General features: G+C 59.3%; 18 protein-coding genes, 1 tRNA gene and 1 pseudogene. 6 read left to right on the plus strand and 14 right to left on the minus strand.

The genetic code is table 11. The features are described 5' to 3' along the window. Window positions 1-3 precede the first annotated feature (3 nt). The gene (locus tag QU667_RS10640; protein WP_304987146.1) at window positions 4-1,371 is read right to left on the minus strand and encodes an SGNH/GDSL hydrolase family protein; all 1,368 of its coding nucleotides are present in this window, start codon (window positions 1,369-1,371) and stop codon (window positions 4-6) included. Then, window positions 1,372-2,160 carry a molybdopterin-binding protein gene (locus QU667_RS10645; RefSeq protein ID WP_304987147.1) on the minus strand — a complete coding sequence of 263 codons (789 nt, stop codon included), beginning with the start codon at window positions 2,158-2,160 and terminating at the stop codon, window positions 1,372-1,374. A gap of 229 nt (window positions 2,161-2,389) precedes the next feature. Here QU667_RS10645 and QU667_RS10650 point away from each other — a divergent pair, with 229 nt between their 5' ends. The 4 genes from QU667_RS10650 (at window position 2,390) to serC (ending at window position 7,389) form a co-directional block, all read left to right on the plus strand. After that, window positions 2,390-3,235, plus strand: coding sequence for a ChbG/HpnK family deacetylase (locus QU667_RS10650; protein WP_304987148.1), 846 nt, complete (start codon window positions 2,390-2,392; stop codon window positions 3,233-3,235). A gap of 9 nt (window positions 3,236-3,244) precedes the next feature. Further along, a complete protein-coding gene (locus QU667_RS10655; RefSeq protein WP_304987149.1) occupies window positions 3,245-4,897 on the plus strand; it encodes a DUF3329 domain-containing protein in 1,653 nt (550 codons plus the stop codon). A gap of 67 nt (window positions 4,898-4,964) precedes the next feature. Continuing rightward, window positions 4,965-6,281: a hemolysin family protein gene (locus QU667_RS10660; protein WP_304987150.1), complete on the plus strand. Its 1,317-nt coding sequence runs from the start codon at window positions 4,965-4,967 to the stop codon at window positions 6,279-6,281. Window positions 6,282-6,303: 22 nt separating this feature from the next. Continuing rightward, entirely contained in the window at window positions 6,304-7,389 is a 1,086-nt protein-coding gene (gene serC, locus QU667_RS10665; protein WP_304987151.1) for a 3-phosphoserine/phosphohydroxythreonine transaminase, read from the plus strand. An 88-nt stretch (window positions 7,390-7,477) separates the two neighbouring features. Here the strand turns inward: serC and QU667_RS10670 are convergent. The 6 genes and pseudogenes from QU667_RS10670 to QU667_RS10695 form a co-directional block, all read right to left on the minus strand. Further along, window positions 7,478-8,686 (minus strand): annotated as a pseudogene (locus QU667_RS10670) (NupC/NupG family nucleoside CNT transporter). A 12-nt stretch (window positions 8,687-8,698) separates the two neighbouring features. Continuing rightward, complete coding sequence (locus tag QU667_RS10675) at window positions 8,699-10,021, minus strand: pyrimidine-nucleoside phosphorylase (RefSeq protein ID WP_304987152.1); 1,323 nt, start codon at window positions 10,019-10,021, stop codon at window positions 8,699-8,701. Window positions 10,022-10,034: 13 nt separating this feature from the next. Next, the gene (locus QU667_RS10680; protein WP_304987153.1) at window positions 10,035-11,219 is read right to left on the minus strand and encodes a phosphopentomutase; all 1,185 of its coding nucleotides are present in this window, start codon (window positions 11,217-11,219) and stop codon (window positions 10,035-10,037) included. An 18-nt stretch (window positions 11,220-11,237) separates the two neighbouring features. Further along, window positions 11,238-11,387 carry a secretion protein HlyD gene (locus tag QU667_RS10685; protein WP_304987154.1) on the minus strand — a complete coding sequence of 50 codons (150 nt, stop codon included), beginning with the start codon at window positions 11,385-11,387 and terminating at the stop codon, window positions 11,238-11,240. A 15-nt stretch (window positions 11,388-11,402) separates the two neighbouring features. After that, window positions 11,403-12,098, minus strand: a complete 696-nt coding sequence (deoD, locus tag QU667_RS10690) for a purine-nucleoside phosphorylase (protein WP_304987155.1) — start codon at window positions 12,096-12,098, stop codon at window positions 11,403-11,405. 72 nt (window positions 12,099-12,170) lie between these two features. Further along, window positions 12,171-13,433, minus strand: coding sequence for an NCS2 family permease (locus QU667_RS10695; RefSeq protein ID WP_304987156.1), 1,263 nt, complete (start codon window positions 13,431-13,433; stop codon window positions 12,171-12,173). Between the two features lie 470 nt (window positions 13,434-13,903). On the opposite strand from QU667_RS10695, the gene QU667_RS10700 reads away from it, so the two are divergent. Continuing rightward, complete coding sequence (locus tag QU667_RS10700; RefSeq protein ID WP_304987157.1) at window positions 13,904-14,542, plus strand: Crp/Fnr family transcriptional regulator; 639 nt, start codon at window positions 13,904-13,906, stop codon at window positions 14,540-14,542. 383 nt (window positions 14,543-14,925) lie between these two features. On the opposite strand, the gene QU667_RS10705 is transcribed toward QU667_RS10700, so the two are convergent. Next, a tRNA-Ser gene (locus QU667_RS10705) sits at window positions 14,926-15,014 on the minus strand. Window positions 15,015-15,346: 332 nt separating this feature from the next. Further along, window positions 15,347-16,636, minus strand: a complete 1,290-nt coding sequence (locus QU667_RS10715; protein WP_304987158.1) for an O-acetylhomoserine aminocarboxypropyltransferase/cysteine synthase family protein — start codon at window positions 16,634-16,636, stop codon at window positions 15,347-15,349. A 224-nt stretch (window positions 16,637-16,860) separates the two neighbouring features. Here QU667_RS10715 and QU667_RS10720 point away from each other — a divergent pair, with 224 nt between their 5' ends. Then, the gene (locus QU667_RS10720; protein WP_304987159.1) at window positions 16,861-17,313 is read left to right on the plus strand and encodes a Dps family protein; all 453 of its coding nucleotides are present in this window, start codon (window positions 16,861-16,863) and stop codon (window positions 17,311-17,313) included. Between the two features lie 154 nt (window positions 17,314-17,467). Here the strand turns inward: QU667_RS10720 and QU667_RS10725 are convergent, their stop codons facing one another. The 4 genes from QU667_RS10725 to QU667_RS10740 form a co-directional block, all read right to left on the minus strand. Beyond that, a complete protein-coding gene (locus QU667_RS10725) occupies window positions 17,468-18,412 on the minus strand; it encodes a GDP-L-fucose synthase family protein (protein ID WP_304988457.1) in 945 nt (314 codons plus the stop codon). Between the two features lie 4 nt (window positions 18,413-18,416). After that, on the minus strand, window positions 18,417-19,733 hold the full coding sequence (locus QU667_RS10730; protein ID WP_304987160.1) for a sugar phosphate nucleotidyltransferase: 1,317 nt from the start codon (window positions 19,731-19,733) through the stop codon (window positions 18,417-18,419). A gap of 25 nt (window positions 19,734-19,758) precedes the next feature. Beyond that, on the minus strand, window positions 19,759-20,790 hold the full coding sequence (gene gmd / locus QU667_RS10735; protein WP_304987161.1) for a GDP-mannose 4,6-dehydratase: 1,032 nt from the start codon (window positions 20,788-20,790) through the stop codon (window positions 19,759-19,761). A gap of 73 nt (window positions 20,791-20,863) precedes the next feature. Then, on the minus strand, window positions 20,864-21,958 hold the full coding sequence (locus QU667_RS10740) for a glycosyltransferase family 4 protein (protein ID WP_304987162.1): 1,095 nt from the start codon (window positions 21,956-21,958) through the stop codon (window positions 20,864-20,866). Between the last annotated feature and the right edge of the window lies 1 nt (window position 21,959).

Raw genomic sequence — 21,959 nt, forward strand, 5'->3', positions numbered from 1 at the left:
CGGTTATTTCCCATCTGCTTTCAGCATCCGCACGCGCCGCTCGGCCGCCCCCGCCGCGAAGGCAAAGTGTTCGCGCAGATACGCATCCACGCGTTCGCCGATGTATTTCTTGCCCATGAGATCGGGATGCAGACCGTCGGTCGTGTACTCCGCCTCAAGTTCGCTGTGCGCGTCTGCGAGGGTGCGTGCAACCTCGATGTGGAACTCCTGCTGCATGACCCAGTCATTGATGTATTCCTGATGCTCGTACCAGTCCTCCGGCGGCGGCGTGATGTCCATGCGTGCGGTCATCAGCGCGGGGCGGATGGGCGTCGGGGTCAGGAAAACCGGCGTGATGCCGTGCGCAGCGCATTTTTCACGCAGGGCGATGAGATTGTCCACGCTCTTTGCCGCGTCAATGCCGACACGGTAGTCGTTGACCCCGCCCATGATGAGGAGGACGCGCGGGGCAAAGGGCAGTACGTCGTGCTCAAACCGCGCCAGCATCGCCGCCGTTGTATCGCCGCTGTGACCGAGATTCTTCACGGGAACGGAGCAGTACGTCTCCCAGTCATAGATGCGGTACGAGGGCGGCGTTGTGATCGCGCCGCCGCCGTGCGTGATGCTGTCCCCGAGCGCCGCGATCGGCACGGGTTCTGCGACGGTGAACGTCCCATAGTCCGACCACGCCGAGAGCGGCTCGCCCTCCTGCGTCACGCCGCGCACGCGATAGAGATAGATGCCGGGCACGGTAAACGGCATCTCGTCATAGACATCATACTCATTCGCCTGCAAGGTGTGCAGGTAGCGATCGGCGTCCGCCGTACGGCGGTAGACCTCGACCTCATGATGTCGCTGCCCCGCGAGCGGGATCCACGAATAGACCGGGTAGAGCGGCGCATACGGCATTTCCGCGTACTCGTCGGTGAGCACAGGCGCAGGGGACTGCGCCGTCTCCCCGCGTACCGAACGCGGCTCGGATGCCCGCCCGAGCGGCACGCCGTCGTAGTCCAGCGGCTGCACGCTCCAGTAGAGGCCGTCCGCCGTACCATACGCCAACAGCGGGAGGTGAAGTCCCGTCGTATAGACACGCTCCATTGTTTCAATCACGGACATACGCCCGTCCGGCTCCGCACGCAGAACGCGCACGGCATAGCGCACCGCACCCGAAACGGGTTCCCAGCGCAGGAGCACCGTCTCCGGCGTCGCCTCCTGCGGCGGAATGCGCTGCATCTCCGCCGTGATCTCCTGCATGGCACGCTTCGCCTCCCCCGTGATCTGCGCACTGTGGCGCGGCACTGTTTTTGCGCCCGCCGCAGCCGGCATGGCGGTCAGCATCATCAAAACGGCAAGGAGCGCCCCAACGCCCCGCCCGAATCCCCCAAATCGCATTTAGTCCTCTTCCATATGTCTGATGTATTCCGAACCGATTGCCTCACGCACAGCCGCAAGCGTCGGTGCGAGCAGCTGCCGTGCTTCCTCACGCGTCGGTGCTGCCGCCGTGACGCGCACGAGACACCCGTCCGCCTTCGCATAGGTCGCAACGGTCGGATTCTCCCCATCGACGAGTGCGCCGAGGCGGTCGGCGACGGGCGACTCCCCGACGGGCAGTCCCTTTTCCGCCATCGAATACAGCTTGATGTTCATAGAAACAAAAACCTTGTCGCTTTTCCCGCGCAAAAAGACATCACACGCCGTTTCGAACATCGGCACCATCTCCTTCGGCGGTCCCGGGAGCATGATGCACGCCCTGCCGTCCTTCTCGATGATCACGCCGGGTGCTGTGCCGTGGTCGTTCCGGAGGACGATCGCGCCCGCGGGGACGGTCGCCTGTTTGCGCATACTGTCCGAGAGAGGGACACCGCGCTTTGCCGCGCGTTCCTCCAGACGACGCAGCGTCTCCGCATCCTCGACGGGTACGCAGCCGAAATACGAGATGAGCATCTCCTTCGTCAGATCGTCCTTCGTGGGACCAAGCCCGCCTGTCGTGATGACGCAGTCCGCGCGCGTGTACGCGATGTCGAGCGCACTGCGCAGCCGCTCGGGGTTGTCGCCCACGACAGTCTGATAGTACGCGTCCAGTCCCATATGCGTGAGTTTTTTGGCGATATGCTGTGCGTTCGTGTTGACGATGCTGCCCATGAGCAGCTCCGTGCCGACGCTGATGATTTCAACGATCATGTAATACTCCTTTGCAACCGATAGGTTTTCTACACTATTTTACTACAAAAGGCCTATATAGAAAAGGTAATTTCATATTTTTTGTCGAAAAATATCAGTGACAGCATCCCTATGCGTACTCCACGCAAACACCTCGTTTCCATTCATCATTGCTTTTGACAAATCACCATTCTAATGATACGGTATGATAGACGATCATGCGATACTGAAAACACAGAGGAAAAATATATTGAAACTAATTATCGTAAATGCGGACGATTTCGGGCGGCACACGCTCATCAACCGCGCGGTCGAGCGCGGGGTCGCGGACGGCGTGCTGCGCTCGGCGACGCTCATGCCGGGCGGCGCGGCGTTCGACGATGCGGCAGCGCTTGCCGCACGCAGCCCGGCGCTCGGGGTCGGCATCCATCTGACGCTCGTGAACGGACAGCCCGTCCTGCCACCCGCTGAGATCCCGTCGCTCGTGACGGAGACGGGCGTATTTGTCGACGATCATACGGCGTTTGCCGTGCGCCTTCTGCGCGGCGCAGTGCGTCTTGATGAGGTGCGTGCGGAACTCGCCGCGCAGCTGCGGCGTGTCGAGGCGGCGGGGATCCATCCGACGCACGCGGACAGTCACCAGCATATGCACGTCCTGCCGGGCGTGCTCGACATCGTGCTCGATCTCTGCGCGTCGGCGCAGATCCCCGCCATGCGTGCGCCGCGTGCGCCGCTCTTTGCGGGAAACTTCGGCGGCATCGGGCAGCTCATCGGACGCGTGGGGCTTGCCGTACTCGCCCGCCGTGCGGCGGCAAAGGCGCGGCGGCGCGGCATCCGCACGCCCGATCACTTCGCCGGCATCGTTGCGGGCGAGGCGGTAAATACGGCGACACTCACAGAGATAGCGGCGTCTCTCAGAGAAGGCGCGACCGAGGTCATGCTCCACCCCGGCACGGACAATGCCGTACTCGTGCGCGACTGCCTCTGGCAGCACGATTTCGAAGCGGAGCTGGCCGCCGTCACATCGTCCGCCGTACGCGACGCACTCACCGCATCGGGTGCGGCGGCGGTCAATTTTCATGCACTTGTACCGTGAGGAGGATCTATGCAGAACCATACCTGTCGTACGGCACTGACCGCACTTTTGATCTTCTCGCTGATGTTCGCGCTCAACTACTTTATGCCGCTGCACCGTGACGACTACGACTATTCGATGATCTGGCACACGGGCGTTCACATCACCACATTTGCCGATGTATTCGACTCGCTCCTGCGCCACTATTTCGAGCACGGCGGGCGCATGGTCTCCTTCTTCTTCCTCGATGCGCTGCTGCTCGCGGGCAAGCTCCCCTTTGACATTGCGAACGCGCTGGTATTCCTCCTGCTCGTCCTGCTGCTCGTGATGCACGCGCGGCGCAGCATCGCCGTCCATGAGCGCCCCGATCTCATCGCCGCCGCGTTTGTCCTCGCATGGCTCTGCCTCCCGCATTTTGCCGAGGTGACGATCTGGAAATGTGGCGCGACCGTCTACCTCTGGTCGGCAGTGTTCGGGCTGCTCAGTCTCCTGCCGTACAACATCGGTCTGCGCAGGCTCTGTGCGGGCGAACGCAGACGGCACACGTGGGCGGTGCTCCCGATGTTCTTCGTGGGGCTGCTCGGCAGCTGGTCAATCGAAAACCTCGCCGTGACCGTCGTCCTTGTCACGTTCGGTGCGGTTCTGTATGCGTGGAAACGGCACGGATTCCTCCCGCCGTGGATGCTCTCCGGCGCGCTTGGTGCGCTCACGGGGCTGATCCTGCTCGTCGCCGCGCCCGGCAACTACGTCCGCTACGATGAGCAGGGTACGGGCAAGGGAATCCTCCTGCACATCGGCAACCAGTTCGCGGGGCAGGGTGAGATGATGCTCTACCTCCTGCCCGTCCTCCTCCTCATCCTGACGGCATGGCGGCTCTATCGCCGCAGCCTCGCGGGCGGAGAAATGCCGCCTGCCGCGTCCGCAGGCAAAGGCATGATCCTCCTGACCGCCGTGCTCGCACTCCTCACCGTTTCCTATTTCACAGGCGGATGGGTCGCGTCGGGCATCCGCGAGGCCGTGATCGGCGGCGTGCTTACGCCGCTGGGGTTCACAAAACCAAAGACGATCCACCTCTTTACAAACGTGATGAATGGCTTCGAGGAAATGGCGATCTACTGGTGCGCCCTGCTGCTCTGCTACGCTCGCCTCAAGCAGCGGCTCGGGCTGACCTCTGCCGCCATCCGTGCGGCGGCATCGCGTGTCCCCGCCTGCACGGTGCTGCGCACCTATCCCGCCGCACGCTATGCGGCGGTGCTCATGCTCCTCGGTCTCGGCAACAACTTCGTCATGCTCGCCGCACCGACCTTCCCGGGGCGCGCGACGTTCAGCTCCGCCGCCATGTTCATCACGGCTGCACTGGCACTCCTCAACGACCCTGCCGTCCGCGCCGCCCTCTGCCCGCGCGGCGGACTGCTCCTCCGCACGGCGGCGGCGCTGCTCGTCGCCTACACCGCAGCAGCCGCCCTCCTCATCACGCACGAGATGAGCGCGGAGGATGCGGCGCGCATCGCCGCCATCAAGGCGGCGCGCGCACGCGGCGAAACCGTTGTGCATTTCGCTCCCATCCGAACCACGAACCGCGCCCTGCGCCATGTATTCTACGAGGACTGGGACAACGGCGTAACCGCCGACGGCGCGAAGCAGTATTTCGGACTGACGAACATTGTTGTGGATGGGAAATGACATTTCCGCGCCGCTGTGCTACAATACAAGCGAATCTCTATATTTTTGAAAGGAGCTGCATACACCCTTGGACAGTTCCCTATCCGATCTTTTTGCACTCATCCTGCTCATCGTCTGCCTCTCGGCGAACGCCTACTTCGCGCAGATCGAGACCGCGCTCACCGCATCCCATCGCGGACGGCTCGAACGCCTTGAGGGTGACGGCGACAAGGATGCGGCGGCGGCACTCGCCCTCCTCGAACATCCCGCGCCGCCGCTCGCCATGGCACAGGCGGGCGTCACCTGCACCAGTCTCCTCATGGGGCTTGGCATCGGTCTCCTCGTCGCGCCCACCTTCGGCAGATTTCTCGCAAAGCTCCTCCCCGGCATGGAGGTCTTTGCTGCCGCGCTCGTTCTCAGCATCCTCGTCATGACCGCGCTGACCCTGCTCTTCGGCGACTTCCTGCCCAAGCAGATCGCCCTGCAGGATCCCGAGGACATCCTCATGCGCAGCCACCGCTCGATCCGTCTGCTCACGCGCCTCACGGCACTGCCGAGCGCGGCACTCGTCTCCGTTTCACGCGGCATCCTCCTCCTCGTCGGCATCAATCCCGAGAACCGCGCCTCCGTCACGGAGGATGCCGTCAAGGATCTCATGGAGCAGGGTACGGAGGACGGCACCTTTGAAAAGGCGGAACAGGACATGGTCGACCGCATCTTTCACATGAGCGACCAGACCGCCTCCGCCCTCATGACCCCGCGCACACAGATCGCGTGGATCGACCTCGCCGAGACACGCGCCGAGCAGCTGCGCGTCATCCGTGCGGCAGAACACGACGTATTCCCCGTCGCGTACGAGAACCTCGACGATTTTCGCGGGGTCGTCTACGCAAAGGAACTCCTCGACGCCGTCTTGGGTGGCGCGGAGCTCGACCTTGCGGACTACATTCGGAAGCCGCTCTTCGTCCCGCGCACCATGGAGGGGTTGCGTGTCCTTGAGAAATTCCGCACAGGTGCGATTCACGAGGCGGTCGTCCTCGACGAGTACGGCGGTGTCGTCGGCTTCATCACCATGGGCGACATCATGGAGGAGATCATCGGCAGCGCGACAGGCGATGCCCCCACCGGCACGCGAACCGGCGCAGAGGAGACGGCGAACTGGGTCTTTGACGGCCTCTTCCCCATCGACGAGTTCAAGGAGGAGTTCGGCACAGGCGATCTGCCCGACGAGGATCACGACCACTTCCACACCCTCGGCGGCTTCGTCACCGCCCAGATTGGCCGCATCCCGAAGGTCGGCGAGACCTGCACATGGGACGCATACACCTTCGAAGTTCTGCGCATGGATCGCGCACGCGTCGCCCAGATCCGCATGACGCGAACGGAAGCACCACCCGAAGAATAATAGACACAGAGGGAGAAATACCATGAACGAACGCATTTATAACTTCAACCCCGGTCCCGCCGTCCTGCCCGAGGACGTTCTGAGAGAGGTACAGGCGGAGCTCCTGAACTTTAACGGCACAGGTATGTCCATCCTCGAAATCAGCCACCGCTCCCCCGCCTACGACGAGGTGCATCAGCAGACAAAGGCGGACATCAAAGAGCTCATGGGGCTCGGCGACGACTACGATGTCGTCTTTACCGCCGGCGGCGCAAGCCAGACCTTCGCCCTCATCCCGCTCAACTTCGCCACCGAGACGCATCCCGGCAGCTACCTGCTCTCGGGCAGCTTCTCCGAAAAGGCATACGAGGAGGCTGTAAAACTCGGGGTCGGCACCGTCGCCGCCTCGACGAAGGAGGAGAACTACGTGCGCGTCCCGCGTCCGAACGAAATCCGCATCGCCCCCGACGCCGCCTACCTCCACCTCTGCCTCAACAACACCATCTACGGCACGGAGTACCACTACACCCCCGAGACCGGCGATGTCCCCCTCTTTGCCGATATGTCCTCCGACATCCTCTCGCGCCCGTGGGACTTTTCCTCCTACGACTTCATCTATGCGGGCGTGCAGAAGAACCTCGGTCCTGCGGGTGTCGTCCTGAACGTCGCCAAAAAGAAACTGCTCGAAAACACCCCCGCCGAGCTCCCAACCATGCTGCGCTACAGCACCTTCCAAAAGAACGACTCCCTCTACAACACCCCGCCCGTCTTCGCCATCTACATGGTCGGCAAAACCGTCCGTTGGATCAAGGAGCACGGCGGCCTCGCCGCCATGGGCGAAACGAACGCGAAGAAAGCCGCCCTCCTCTACGATGCCATCGACGCATCGGACGGATTCTATCGCGGACACGCAGAAAAGGGCAGCCGCTCGCGCATGAACGTCACCTTCCGCCTCGCAAGCGAATCCCTTGAAAAAGACTTCGTCGCACGCGCAAGCGAGCAGGGACTTGCGGGCATCAAGGGACACCGCAGCGTCGGCGGTATGCGCGCCTCCATCTACAACGCCATGCCACTCGCCGGCGTTGAAAAACTCGCGGCATTTATGGCAGAGTTCCGCAAGAAACACTGATTCCAATTGCACACACAAAAAGGGGCTGCTGCACGTTTATTTCGTACAGCAGCCCCCATGATTTGCAGCGGTGCCTTTTTTGTTTCACCTACCAGACAAACAATCCGCAGATGGCGGCAGACAGCAGGGAGACCAGCAATCCGGAGAGTATCATGTAGGACACGTTGCGCGCGACGATCGTGTTGCTCTCGCTGTCAACGAGCCCCTTAAAGCAGCCGAGGATGATGCCGATTGTCCCGAGGTTGGCGAATGACGTAATGAACACGGTCATCACAGCCTGCATATGCGCGGGCCACGTCCGGACGACATCCTAGATCTGCAGCATGACGACAAACTCGTTCGTGATGAACTTCGTCCCCATGTACTGCGCAATCTGGAATGCCTCTGCCGGCGCAAGCCCAAGCAGCCACGCGAATGGGAACAGCACGACGCCGAGGATGAGCTCAAGCGAGAGCGATGGGTGCAGCACGCCGAGAAGGAGGTCAACGCACTTGAGCAGCGCAACGATGGCGATGACGTTCGCACAGATGATGAGCACGAGGCGTCCTGCGCCGATGATCGACTCCGCAAGGTAGGAGAAGAACGGCTCGCGCCCCCCTCCCTCGTGGATCGTTGCAATCGTATCCTCCTCCGGCGCAACCTTCACGGGATGGAGGAGCGAGGAGACGAGCAGCGCGTTGATGACATTCAGCGGGATTGCCGTGACGACATACTCCGCCGGCATCATCTTGACATAGACGGCGATGAGTGCCGCCGTCACGCAGCTCATCGACATGAGGCCGATGGTCAGCACGCGTTCCTTGCTCATCTTCATGAGCTGGAGTTTCGACACGGCGAGTGCCTCCGTGTTGTCGAGAAACATCATCTCGATGGCGAAGAACGACTCGAACTTCGGCGCGCGCGTGAGAAATGTGAGCAGTTTGCCAATCCAACGAATGACGAACGGCAAAATGCCGAAATACGTGAGGATGTCAAACATCGGCACAACGAAGAGGATCGGCAGCAGTGCCGCAGCGAAGAAGTTCATCTGCGGCACGTTGACCCAGTCGGGGAACACGAACGCGATGCCGACGTACGAGATGTTGATCAGCTCCGTGAATCCGGCCGCAGCGGCTGTAATCATCTCGCGCCCGATCTCGAACGAGGTCAGAAACCACGCGAGCATGAGGTTCAGCGTGAGCAGAGAGGCGACCGAACGCCACTGGATCTCCTTGCGGTTCCGTGAGGCGAGTACACCGATTCCGAGGAACACAACAAGGCCGAGCAAGTTGACGAAGAAAAACATACGCCCCCCCATAGGAATTTATGCTTAGTATCGAACGACCTTGTCTTTCTCCACACGGGCATAGACGAGCGGACGGACGGGCGGCTCCTCTGTGCCGATGGTAATCGCCGCGCGGTAGAGCTGCGCCGCGCTGTCGCCGCGCTGTGTGCTGTCCGTGTAGAGCGTTGCGATGACATCGTCCGACTTCACTGCGTCGCCGTACTTCTTGTGCAGGATGAGACCGGCGGCGAAATCAATCGGACTGTCCTTCGTCTCACGCCCCGCACCGAGCACGACGCTCACCGCGCCGATTTTCTCCGCGTCCATGGCCGTGATGTAGCCGTCTGCGTTCGCGCGGATCTGCACCTGCACGGCCGCCTGCGGGAATTTCGAGGCGTCGCGCAGGACGGCATCATCACCGCCCTGCCGCCGCACCATCGTACAGAATGTCTCGAACGCCGACCCGTCTGCAATCGACTGCTCCGCCATGCGGCGGCACTCCTCAATCGTGCCCTTGCCGACGAGGTAGAGCATATTCTCCGCGAGTTGGAGCGACACCTCCGTCAGGTCATGCGGTCCTTTGCCGCGCAGCACGTCCATCGACTCCGCGACCTCGATGCTGTTGCCGATGCCGAGTCCGAGCGGCGTGTCCATGTCGGTAATCAGTGCGACGGTGCGCCGTCCTGCGCCCTCGCCGATGGCGACCATCGTCTGTGCAAGCGCGATGGCATCGTCGAGCGTCTTCATGAATGCGCCCGAGCCCGTCTTGACATCGAGCAGAATGCAGTCCGAGCCGGCGGCGAGCTTCTTGCTCATGATCGAGGACGCGATCAGCGGGATCGCGTCGACCGTCGCCGTCACGTCGCGCAGTGCGTAGAGTTTCTTGTCCGCCGGCGCGAGGTTGCCCGACTGCCCGATGACGGACACGCCGCACTCGTTCACGATGGAGAAGAATTTTTCGCGCGAAATCGCCGTCTCATAGCCGGGGATGGCCTCCAGTTTGTCCACGGTGCCGCCCGTGTGCCCAAGACCGCGACCGCTCATCTTCGCGACGCGCCCACCGCAGGCGGCGACAATCGGGGCGCAGATGAGCGTCGTCTTGTCGCCGACGCCGCCGGTGGAGTGCTTGTCCACCTTTTTGCCGGCAATCGCCGAGAGGTCGACACGGTCGCCCGAGTCCGCCATTGCAATCGTCAGCTCCGTCGTCTCCTGTGCCGTCATGCCGTTGAACCAGATTGCCATCAGCATGGCGGACATCTGGTAGTCGGGAATCTCGCCCGCGACATAGCCTTCGACCATATAGCGCAGCTCCTCGGCAGTGAGTGTGCCGCCATGCTTTTTCTTCGTAATCAGGTCATACATGCGCATGGGTCGATCCTCCTCAGTGTGCAAGAATGCGCGGCAGCAGGCTCTCGCCCTTCGTCGTCAGCCCCGCACCGAACATATCTGACACCGTCGCGCCGATCATGGCGAAGGTCGGGTACGTCCCGAGGTTGACCCCCTTGCGGATCTGTGCGCCGTAGACGAGAAGCGGCACGTACTCACGCGTGTGATCCGTGCCGGGGGCACCGGGGTCGCAGCCGTGGTCGGCCGTAATCATCAGAACATCGTCCTCGCGCATATGCTCCATGAATGTGCCGAGCTGCACGTCGAACTCCGTTGTCGCGCGCGCATAGCCTGCGATGTCGCGCCTGTGTCCATACGTCATGTCGAAATCGACGAGGTTGACGAAGCACAGCCCCGTGAAGTCCTCCTGCTGAATGCGCAGTGTCTTTTCCATACCGTCGGCGTTGTTCTCGTTGACCCCCGTGCTGCGCGTGACGCCGCGCCCCGCAAAGATGTCGCTGATCTTGCCGACGGCGATGACCTCATGCCCCTGCCGCATGAGCGCGTCCATCATCGTCTCGCCCGTGGGGTCGAGGGAGAAGTCGTGACGGTGCGCTGTGCGCTCATAGTTCGGATAGCTGCCGACATACGGCCGTGCAATGATGCGTCCGACGCCGTGCTCGCCCTGCATGATCCCGCGTGCCGCACGGCAGTAGTCATAGAGACGCTCGACGGGGACATCGGCCTCGTTCGCTGCGATCTGCAGCACGCTGTCCGCCGACGTGTAGACGATGAGCCCGCCCGTCTCCTCCTGCTCGCGCCCGTAGTCGTGGATGACCTGCGTGCCGGAGTAGGGCTTGTTGCAGAGGATTTTCTTCCCGTCACACGCCGCCGAGAGCCGCGTGAGGATCTCCATCGGGAATCCGTTCGGATACGTGGGCATGGGCTGCTCGGAGACGATGCCTGCGATTTCCCAGTGTCCGATCGTCGTGTCCTTGCCGCGCGAGAGCTCCCGCAGTCGTGCAAAAGTACCGATGGGGCTGTCTGCGGGCGTGCCGCAGCCGACGCCGTCGATGTTAAACAGGCCGAGCTTTGTGAGGTTCGGCGCGTGCAGCTCCGGCGATGTCGTCAGCGATGCGAGCGTGTTGCAGCGCCCATCGCCGAAGTCTGCTGCGTCCGGAGCACACCCGATGCCGAAGCTGTCGAGGACGATCAGAAATACGCGTTTGATACTGGTCATTGCTATCTCCTCCTATAATTAGGGAAGCACTGATAAATTCTGCACCACCATCTTAGCGCATCTTTTTCGCTCTGTCTGTGTCGACAAATCCTCCACATAGCTCTTGCTATGCGTCCGGTTTGTCTTCTTGACAGAACAAAAAATCTGCACTAATCTGGCGGACTTCATTTTATCAGCGATTCCCTAGGCAATCGACGCCTCCAGTGCAATCTCGATCATCTCGCTGAACGATGTCTGACGTTCCTCTGCCGTGGAAGGCGGCTCGTCGCTGACGGTAAAGAGTGCGAGCGCACGCACGCCGAACTTCGCCGCGATGAGGTAGAGTGCCGCCGCCTCCATCTCCAGACCGAGGACACCGTAGCTCGCGAGCTTGTGGATGTCGAGTTCGTCGTCGTAGAAGCGATCCTGCGACATCACATTTCCAACGCGCACGGCGATGCCTTTGTCGACGGCGGCCTGATATGCGGAGCGCAGCAGATCGAAGTTCGCGACCGGTGCAAAGTTGACCGCAGAGCCGAAGATGTTGCGCGGCATGGAGGAATCGGTCGTCGTCGCCTGCGCGATGAGGACGTCGCGGATGTGGATATCCTTGTGGCATGCGCCGCAGCTGCCGATGCGGATCAGCGTCTTGCAGCCGTACTCGCGGATGAGCTCGTTGACGTAGATGGAGATCGACGGCATCCCCATGCCCGTTCCCTGCACGGAGATGGGATGCCCCTTGTACGTGCCGGTGTAGCCGAGGATGTTGCGGATGTTCGTGTACTCTTTCGCCCCTTCGAGGAAGTTCTCAGCGATGTACTTGGCGCGGAGCGGGTCACCCGGCAGGAGAATGCGCTCGGCGACTTCGCCCTTTGCAGCTGCAATGTGTGGGGTTGGCATGATGTGTACCTCTCTTTCATAAACTGTGGAGAACATTTATCGAAAACCGACATAGCGGTCTATGACCTATACTCACTGCACCGCCTCAAAGATGAGCTGCAGGAGGAACAGTGCACCGAGGACGTAGGAGAGCGTGCCAAGCTCGCGCCGGCGCCCCGTGAACAGCTTCATCATCGGATGCGCGGCGAAGCCGAACGCCAAGCCCGTCGAGATGCTGTTCGTCAGCGGGATGAGTACGATGATGAGGAACGCCGGGAACCACTCTGAGAAATCCTGAAAGTGGATATTTTCAAGCTGCTGCATCATCAGGGCGCCTGTGATGATGATGACCGGCGCAACGGCCGTCTGCGGAACGTAGGCGAGCAGGGGGATGAATACGAGCGTGAGCAGGAACAGGGCACCGCCGACGAGTGCCGTCAGTCCGCGCCGCCCACCCTCTACGATGCCCGCCGCACTCTCAGCGGCAGCAACTGTCGGGCTCGTCCCAAGTACCGAGGACAGCACCGCTGTCAGCGACGAGGCGCGGAACGCGTTGCGAAACTTCTCCGTATCGGGCAGCAGCCCTTCGAGCAATCCGATGGACTCAAAGACGAGGATCATCGTCATCGAGAATACCGCAAGCCAGAACGAAATCGTCAGCACGGCGGAGAAGTCCTCCGCAAAGAGCAGTGCGCCGTACTCGCCGAGCCGCGTCATATCAATCTCAATCGTATTCGCGTGGACGAGGTCGAACACATTGACGATGACCGTCACAATGAGGATGGCGATGAAAAAGCCGCCCTTCACCCGCCGCTGGTAGAACAGCAGGCTCAACACAAGACCGAGGAGCGCGAGCTGCGCAGACGGATTTTGCAGATCACCGAGCGCGAGGATCGAGTTCTCGCCGGCACGGATCAGCTCCGCCTTCTCCAGTCCAATCTCCACGAGGAACAACCCGATGCCCGCCGTCACTGCGTATTTCAGCGATTTCGGCACAGCATCTGCCAGAACCCTGCCCGCGCGCGTCACCGCCAGTGCGAAGAAGATGAGTGCCGAAACGAGCGAGATGGCAAGTGCCTCCTGCCAACGGAACCCCATGTTCGTCACGACGGTATATGTGAAGAACGCATTGATCCCCATGCCGGGGGTCAAGATGATCGGCGCATCCGCCCAGAGTGCCATCAGCAGACACCCAATCGCCGAGGCGAATATCGTTGCGAACACGCTCAGTTCCGCCGGGATCCCGCCGTCCGCAAGAATCAGCGGATTGACGATGATGATGTACGAGATGGCAAAGAACGATGTCAGCCCTGCCATCACTTCCACGCGTCTGCTCTGCACGTTCTCTGAACTCATACCGCATTCCCCTTTCTTTTTTGATTGTATCAAATGCGCCAAACGAAAAAAAGGACACATGACTTTTCAGCGCGCTTTTTTTCGTTAAAATGAAAAGAGGTTCTATGATAAATGTTACGGAAAAATGAGGATGGCGATGCTCCTAAACAAACCCTAGTGGAGCAAGCGAGAAAATACTGACCTGTCCAAGAAGCAAGTCCACAGGACGAAGCTGATTGGGTAACAGGTCACATGGGAAAACGTCCCAAGAACACGAGCGTTAGCGATGTGTGATTGGATGACGTTGACCGCTTGTGCGGTACGCCCCGTTGGACTTCTTTCGTTCAAGCGCAGCGCGTTTAAGAAGTCCAGCGGTATTTGAGCGTACAAGCACACGAACGCTTGCACAACTAAGTGTTTGCGTGGAGCACGCATGTCCGTAAAATTTGACGTAGACACTGGAAAGAACCTGTACTGAGAGGAGAGGCATCATGCTGTTACCGTCGTTCCCCGAGATACCGCCACACCTGCTGCGCGTTGCGCGGCCGCTCACTTTCCAGCCCGACGAGATCATCCGCTGCAAGGGGACGCATGCCGACACGGTCTACATCCTCCTTGCGGGGCGCGTGCGCATCATCAACGAGTTCTCAAGCGGCGATCGGTATGTGTTTGCCATTGTCGACCCGCCTACATTCCTCGGCGAGTACGAGGCCCTTGCAGGCACGCCGTACTACGCCGCGACGTGTGAGGCGGAGACGGTGTGCGATCTGCTTGCCGTCAGCATCGACGCGTTCGCCGCGTGGCTCCAACGCGACGCGGGAGCAGCGTTTGCCGTCGCCTGTATGATCGCACGAAAATCTTGGCCGATCTCGGACGAATACGGTCAGATCAAATACATGACGGTTCAATCGCGCCTCCTCTCCTATCTGCAAAAGAACCTGCCCGCATGCGATGTCGCCGTGCGGTTCCCCATGCGCCGACAGGACATTGCCGATGCCATCGGCACGAGCCTAAAGACGGTCAACCGCAGCGTTGACCGCCTTCGTGCAGAGGGTCTCCTCTCCCTCGATCGCGGCAAGCTCGCCCTTCCCCCTGAGCAATGCGCCAAAATACGGGCGATGAATACGTGAAAAGACGTAAGGAAACCACGGATAAACTAAAATCCGTCAGATTGGTGCAGATTTTTGTCCTATCGAGGAGCCAACCCAGAATCTTGGCATCACCGCCGAGGCTGCGATGGATGTGCTGCGAATTGCAAAGGATGAACAATCAAAATATCCGGCACTCCTCTAAAGGGAAGTCTACATCACTTTTCTCGTATACTTCTTCAAAAAGTGATGCACAAACGAATGCGAGGATGCTGCACGGCATCCTCGTTTTTTATGTCAGTTCCCCTCATTTCGAGCACCATAAAATCCATTTTCAAAATCTCGTGTGCCCAAAATCCTGTTTTTCACCCCAAAATGGACACAGAAAAGGCTTCGTGGAAATCTCCACGAAGCCTTGATTTTACTGGCAGAGAGGGTGGGATTCGAACCCACGGTGGCTCATCACCACACTTGATTTCGAGTCAAGCACCTTCGACCACTCGGACACCTCTCCATGCGCTTATGCGACATGACGCATTATAGCACAGTGAGGGGCGCGTTGGCAAGGACTTTTTCTACGAAGGACGTCCGGCGCGCCCCACCTAGGGAAGCACTGATAAATTCAGCCGCGCCATCTTGACGCATCTTTTTTGCCCGCACTGTGCCCGCGATCCTCCACATAGCTTTGGCTATGCGTCCGGTTTGCCTTCTTGTTCGGACGAAAAAATCTACGCCAATCTGAGGGTCTATTTTATCAGCGATTCCTATAAAATCATTATAACATAAAAAATACCTCTGCACGATGGAAAACCTTCGTACAGAGGTATCTTTTTACGGAAAAACGGCTCACACTGCGGCGAGCGCCTCCTCAAGATCCGCAATCAGATCGTCGACGTGCTCGATGCCGATGGAGAGGCGTACCGTTCCCTCGCCGATGCCGGAGGCGGCAAGCTCGGCTTCGTTCATCTGCGAATGGGTCGTGGTCGCGGGATGGATGACGAGCGACTTCACGTCCGCAACGTTCGCCAGCAGCGAGAACAGGGTCAGCTTGTCGATAAAGCGGAACGCCGCCTCACGTCCGCCCACGATGTCGAACGTAAAGATGGAGATGCCGCCGTGCGGGAAATACCGCTTGTAGATCTCGTGATCGGGATGGTTGGGCAGGGAGGGATGGTTGACCTTTGCCACTTTCGGGTGCTTCGCGAGGAAGTCCACGATCTTCAGCGCATTCTCGACGTGACGCTCGACACGCAGGGACAGCGTCTCAAGCCCGTGGATGAAGTAGAACGCGCTCTGTGGTGCGATTGCCGCGCCCGTGTCGCGCAGGATGAGCGCACGCAGGTAGACGGCAAAGGCGACAGGGCCGAGCGCATCGACAAAGCTCACGCCGTGATAGCTCGGGTTCGGGTCGGTGAGGTGCGGGAAGCGTCCCGATGCCTTCCAGTCGAACTTGCCGCCGTCGACGATCACGCCGCCGAGGCTCGCGCCGTGTCCGCCGAGGAACTTCGTCGCGGAGTGCACAACGATGTCCGCGCCGTGCTCGATGGGGCGCAGGAGGTAGGGCGTGGCAAAGGTGTTGTCGATGACGACAGGCACGCCCTGCGCGTGCGCCGCCTGTGCGATCGCCTCGATGTCGATGAGATCGGCGTTCGGGTTGCCGACGGTCTCGATAAAGACACACTTCGTATTCGGACGGATCGCATCTGCAACCCCCTGTGCGCCCGTCTTCGGATCGACGAAGGTCACGTCGATGCCCCACTCCTTCACCGTATGCGCGAGGAGGTTGTATGAGCCGCCATAGATCGTCTGCTGCGCGACGATGTGATCGCCCGCATGGGCGAGCCCTTGGAACGTCGCCGTGATCGCCGCCGCTCCCGAGGCAAACGCGAGTGCCGCCGCACCGCCCTCAAGTGCCGCGATGCGCTTCTCGAACACATCCTGCGTCGGATTCATGAGCCGCCCGTAGATATAGCCCGGATCTTTGAGCGCAAAGCGGTCGGCGGCGTGCTGCGCATTGTGGAACACGTACGAGGTCGTCTGATAGATCGGCACCGCACGCGCATCCGTGACGGGATCCGCCGCCTCCTGTCCGACGCGCACCTGTAGGGTCTCAAAATGATAGTTTTTCTCGCTCATGGATATTCCCCTTCTCTTTTTGCAATAACATATTTTATTGATATGAATTATATATAAAGAGTGGATTTTGTCAAGCAAAATCTTTTGTCGATATTTTTTGCAGAGTTATTTAATAATTACTATTGACAAATAACACTATATGAACTATAATAGCCCATGTCAACAGGATATGAAACAGATCCTCAAGGGTCTGCAGTACAAAATGATGAAAGGGGATTTTCACTATGTCACACGCAAATGATGCAAACCTGAACGATGCACTCAACACCTACATCGCCAACATCGGCGTCGGCTACATCAAGCTGCACAACCTCCACTGGAACGTTGTCGGCTCGCAGTTCAAGGCAGTCCATGAGTACCTCGAATCGCTCTACGATGCGTTCGCGGATGTGCTCGACGAGACGGCGGAGCTGCTGAAGATCGCGGGCGCACAGCCGGTTGCAAGCCTCAAGGGCTACCTCGAAATTGCGACGATCAAGGAACTCGGCAACGAGGCGGTCGATCAGAAGAAGGCGCTTGAGATCACGCTCGCGGATCTCGAACTCCTCCGCGACCAGGCACTTGAGATCCGCAAGGCTGCCGATGCACACGACTGCTTCGGCGTTGCGAACCTCATGGAGGATCATGTCACGAACTACGCAAAGCAGATCTGGTTCCTCCGCTCCATGCTCGCTTAATCCATTTTCGCCATCCATTCTCCACTTCCTTATATACACAAAACCCGCCGCACCGATTGGTGCGGCGGGTTTTGTGTTGCTACTGTACTGTCATCGACGAACAAAAGAACGCCCTCGGCATCTCCTGACGCATGGTTCTGCACGATAAAGTCCTTCATCGCTCCGCACGCATCGGATTGTTCAAGAAATCTTCGTACGCAAGCCGAATCCCGTCTGCAAGCTCCGTTGTGTACCGCCAGCCGAGCGCCGCCGCCTTGGAGACATCGAGCAGCTTACGCGGCGTGCCGTTCGGTTTCGTAGTATCCCACAGGATCTCTCCGCGATAGTCCACCACACGCGCAACCAGCTCCGCGAGCCCTCGAATCGAGATTTCCCTGCCACTCCCCGCGTTGACGGTCTCGTCTCCGCTGTAGTGGTTCATCAGGAAAACGCAGAGGTTTGCGAGATCGTCCACATAGAGGAACTCGCGCAGCGGCGATCCGTCGCCCCAACAGGTCACGGACGGCGCACCCGCTTCCTTTGCCTCATGAAACCGTCGGATGAGCGCGGGAAGGACGTGACTGTGCTCCGGATGATAGTTGTCATTCGGACCGTAGAGATTCGTCGGCATGACTGAGATATAGTCCGCAGCGTACTGTTTGTTGAGGTATGTACAGTACTTCAGCCCTGCGATCTTCGCAAGCGCATATGCCTCGTTTGTCTTCTCAAGCGACGAAGTTAAGAGGCAGTCCTCCGTCATCGGCTGCGGGGCAAGACGCGGATAGATGCAGGACGATCCGAGAAATTCCAATTTCCTGCACCCATTCTGCCATGCTGCATGGATAACGTTCATCTCAAGCATCATATTTTGGTACATAAAGTCGGCAGGGGCTTCCGAATTTGCTTGTATTCCGCCGACCTTTGCCGCCGCCAGAAAAACATACGACGGTTTTTCCTCCGCAAAAAATGTTTCGACGGCATCCTGCCGGCACAGATCAAGCTGTGCGTGCGTGCGCGTTATGATGTTCGTATATCCCTGCCGCCCGAGTTCCCGACAGATCGCAGAGCCGACCATGCCGCAATGCCCCGCGACGTAGATCTTCGCATCCTTTTCCATCATCATACTACACCTCTTCCGCCCACTTGACCTTGTCCTCTTTCACAATGTCCTCGCCGATCTGGACTTCGATCACCACCATGCGCTCCCGTGCGCTGATCTTGTGCTTCATCCCCACGGGAATTTCGATGACATCCCCTGCTGCTACAGCACGCTCCTCGCCGTCCAACAGAACCGTTCCGCTGCCGCTCACGAGGGTCCAGATCTCACGTCGTCGCTCGTGACTGTGGTAATTCATCGCGTGCCCTGCATTCAGCGTCACCTTGATCGTCAGACTGCCCTCCTCCACGTCGATGATGCGGAAACTCCCCCATGACTTCTCCGCAAACATGACGGGCTGATGCATCCGCTCCACATAGGGTTTCATATGGCTTGATGCCGCCTTGTCCGCCACGAGGATGCCCTCGGGGCTCGCTGCGACAATGAGATCCTGCCCGCCCATCACGAGAATCGGGACATCCAGTTCGTTGACGACGTGGGTACTGCGACACCCTCCATCCATCGTGACATCGCCGAGCGCGGCTTCCTCCATGACCTCCGTCAGTGTGTTCCACGTCCCGAGATCCTTCCATGCCCCCGCATAGCGCAGAACGCCGATGTTCTTCTCCCGCTCGGCAACGGCATAGTCAAAGCTGATCTTGTCGAGGCGGTCATAGGTCGAAAACAGCGTCCCATAGTCCGCGCATCCAAGCAGCGCATCCGCACGCGTTAGCACATACCCCAGACGATAGGCGAATACACCGCTGTTCCAGAGCGCCCCCTGCGCGATGTAGCGTTTTGCCGCGGCTTCCTCGGGTTTTTCGCGAAACGAGAGGACGCGGCTCACCTCCGCCTTGTCCTGCGGTATGATGTAGCCGTATTTCTCACTCGGATAGGTCGGCTCGATGCCCATGAGCATCAGATTCGCCGCACCGTCTGCGGCAAGCTGCGCCAAACGCCGCACGGAGGCGAAATACGCATCCTCAACGTATGGATCAACCGGACAAACGGCGACAGCCTCATCGCGCCCAACGCCTTTCACATCATGCAGGTAGGCGCTGACGAGCGCGATCGCAGGGAACGTGTCACGGCGGCACGGTTCAACGCAGATGTCGATCGCATCGCCGAGTTGATTGCGGATCGCCGAAACTTGGGATTTTGACGTTGCTACCGTAACAGAAACATCCGAAACCGTGCGGCGCACCTGTCCGCAGACACGCTGTGCCATCGAATGCCGCAAGCCGTCACGCCCGCGAAAGATCGGAATGAACTGCTTGGAACGAATGTCGTTCGACAGCGGCCAGAGCCGTTTCCCCGAGCCGCCCGAAAGCAGGACAATGTGCATATACGTTCTCCTTATCGCAGCACGTTCAGTGCCCGTACTTCTCCCGATCCGCCTCGACCATCATGCGGACAAGCTCCGAGAACGACACCTTGCGCCGCCAGCCGAGTTCCCGCTCCGCCTTCGACGGATTCCCCCATAGGAGTTCCACCTCGGCAGGACGGAAAAAGCGCGGATTGACATCGACGAGCAGTCGCCCCGTCTTTGCATCGTATCCCTTTTCCTCGACACCGCTGCCGCGCCATTCGATCTCAATGCCCGCCTCACGGAAGGACAGTTCTGCAAACTCACGCACCGTATGCGTCTCATTCGTCGCAAGCACATAGTCGTCGGGCGCATCCTGTTGCAGCATCCGCCACATCCCCTCGACATAGTCGCCCGCAAAGCCCCAGTCGCGCTTTGCATCCAGATTCCCGAGCGAGAGTTTTTCCTGCTTCCCTGCAAGAATACGGGCAACAGCAAGCGTGATCTTGCGTGTGACAAAGGTCTCCCCACGGCGCGGCGACTCGTGGTTGAAGAGGATGCCGTTCACGGCGAACATATCGTAGGACTCGCGGTAGTTCTTCGTAATCCAGAAGCTGTAGAGCTTTGCCGCGCCGTACGGCGACTTCGGATAGAACGGCGTTGCCTCGCTCTGCGGCGCCGTATCCGGAAGCCCGCCAAAAAGCTCCGACGTCGATGCCTGATAGAACCGGATCGGCAGGCCGCTCTGCCGCAGTGCCTCCAACAGGCGGAGCGTCCCGACCCCCGTCGCCTCCGCCGTATACTCCGGCACTTCGAACGATACGGCGACATGGGACTGTGCCGCGAGGTTGTAGACCTCATCCGGTCGAATCTCCCGAATCAGCGTATGTGCATTGCTCGAATCCGTCAGATCGCCATAGTGGAGGAAAAGCCGCCCATCGTACCGTACATCGGACAGAAGATGATCGATCCGCGCCGTACACGGCGTACTGTGCCGACGGATGATGCCGTGCACCTCATAGCCCTTTTCGAGCAAAAGCTCAGTCAAGTACGAACCGTCCTGCCCTGTAATCCCTGTAATCAATGCTTTTTTCACAGAACATCGCTCCTTCGCCAGAATGTCATTTCACAAAATCGTAACATACCATACGCATTATCGCAAAATAATCTTATCGGAACTCCTCATAGACGGACATAATTCGCTCCATCATTTTATCAGTCGTAAAATTTTCAAGAAAGGACTGCCGCCCGGCTCGCCCCATCGCACGAAATTCTTCCCGATGCATGGCTGCATATCGCAGCTTCTCCGTGAGATCATCCACATTGTCCCGCCGCACAAGAAGCCCCGTGGTGCCATGAAGAACCTCCTCGCACACGCCCCCCACATCCGAGGCGATGACCGGCAGCTCTGCCCGCATCGCTTCAAGGATACTGATGGGAAAGCCTTCCCATCGACTGATGAGTAAAAACCCGTCATAGTGCGGCAAAAGCTCCTCGACATGCGTTTGGCTGCCCAAAAATCGAACCTGATCGGATAGAGAAAGGCGTTCCGCAAGCTGCCTTGCAGAGGCAAGTTCCGCACCATCCCCAACGAAGTCAACATGGACTTTCATTCCGCACGCGTTCAAATGAAAAAGTGCCTGCAACACATCCCCCTGTGCTTTCGGCTGCGAAAAACGCGCCACCATGACGAGATGCAGAGGATCCTGCATGATGCCTGTATAACGGGGCGCATCTTCCGAAACACCGTTATAGATGGTCACCATCTTTTCACGATGTTTCCCCAGTGCTGCCGCGCCCAATTTACGGTCATACGCGGACACACAAATAATACGCTGCGCGAAGAATCCGCCGATCCATTCGATGCACTCATAAATGCGTCGCTTCGTTGACGCAACCCCTTCCGTAAACGCCCATCCATGCACCGTGAAAACAGCAGGAATACCAAGTGACCTCGCAGCAATTCGTCCGAGCAGTCCCGCCTTGCTTGAATGACAATGAACAAGATCCGGCTGATACTCCTTGATGATGCGGCGCAGACGCCGGAACGCGGCAAAATCACAAGCAGGTGCGATCTCTCGTCTGAGCGTTGGCAAGACGACACATTGGATGCCGCGTTCCTCCAACTGCTCGGTCAGCCAACCTGCCGCACCAACAACAACGGCAGCCTCATGCTCTCGTTTCAAAAGCTCCGTCACCAGTGTGAGCAGATGAACCTGCGCACCGCCAATCTGCGGCAGCGTGATGACATATAGTATTTTCATC

The organism is Selenomonas dianae (assembly GCF_030644225.1).
GTDB lineage: Bacteria > Bacillota > Negativicutes > Selenomonadales > Selenomonadaceae > Centipeda > Centipeda dianae.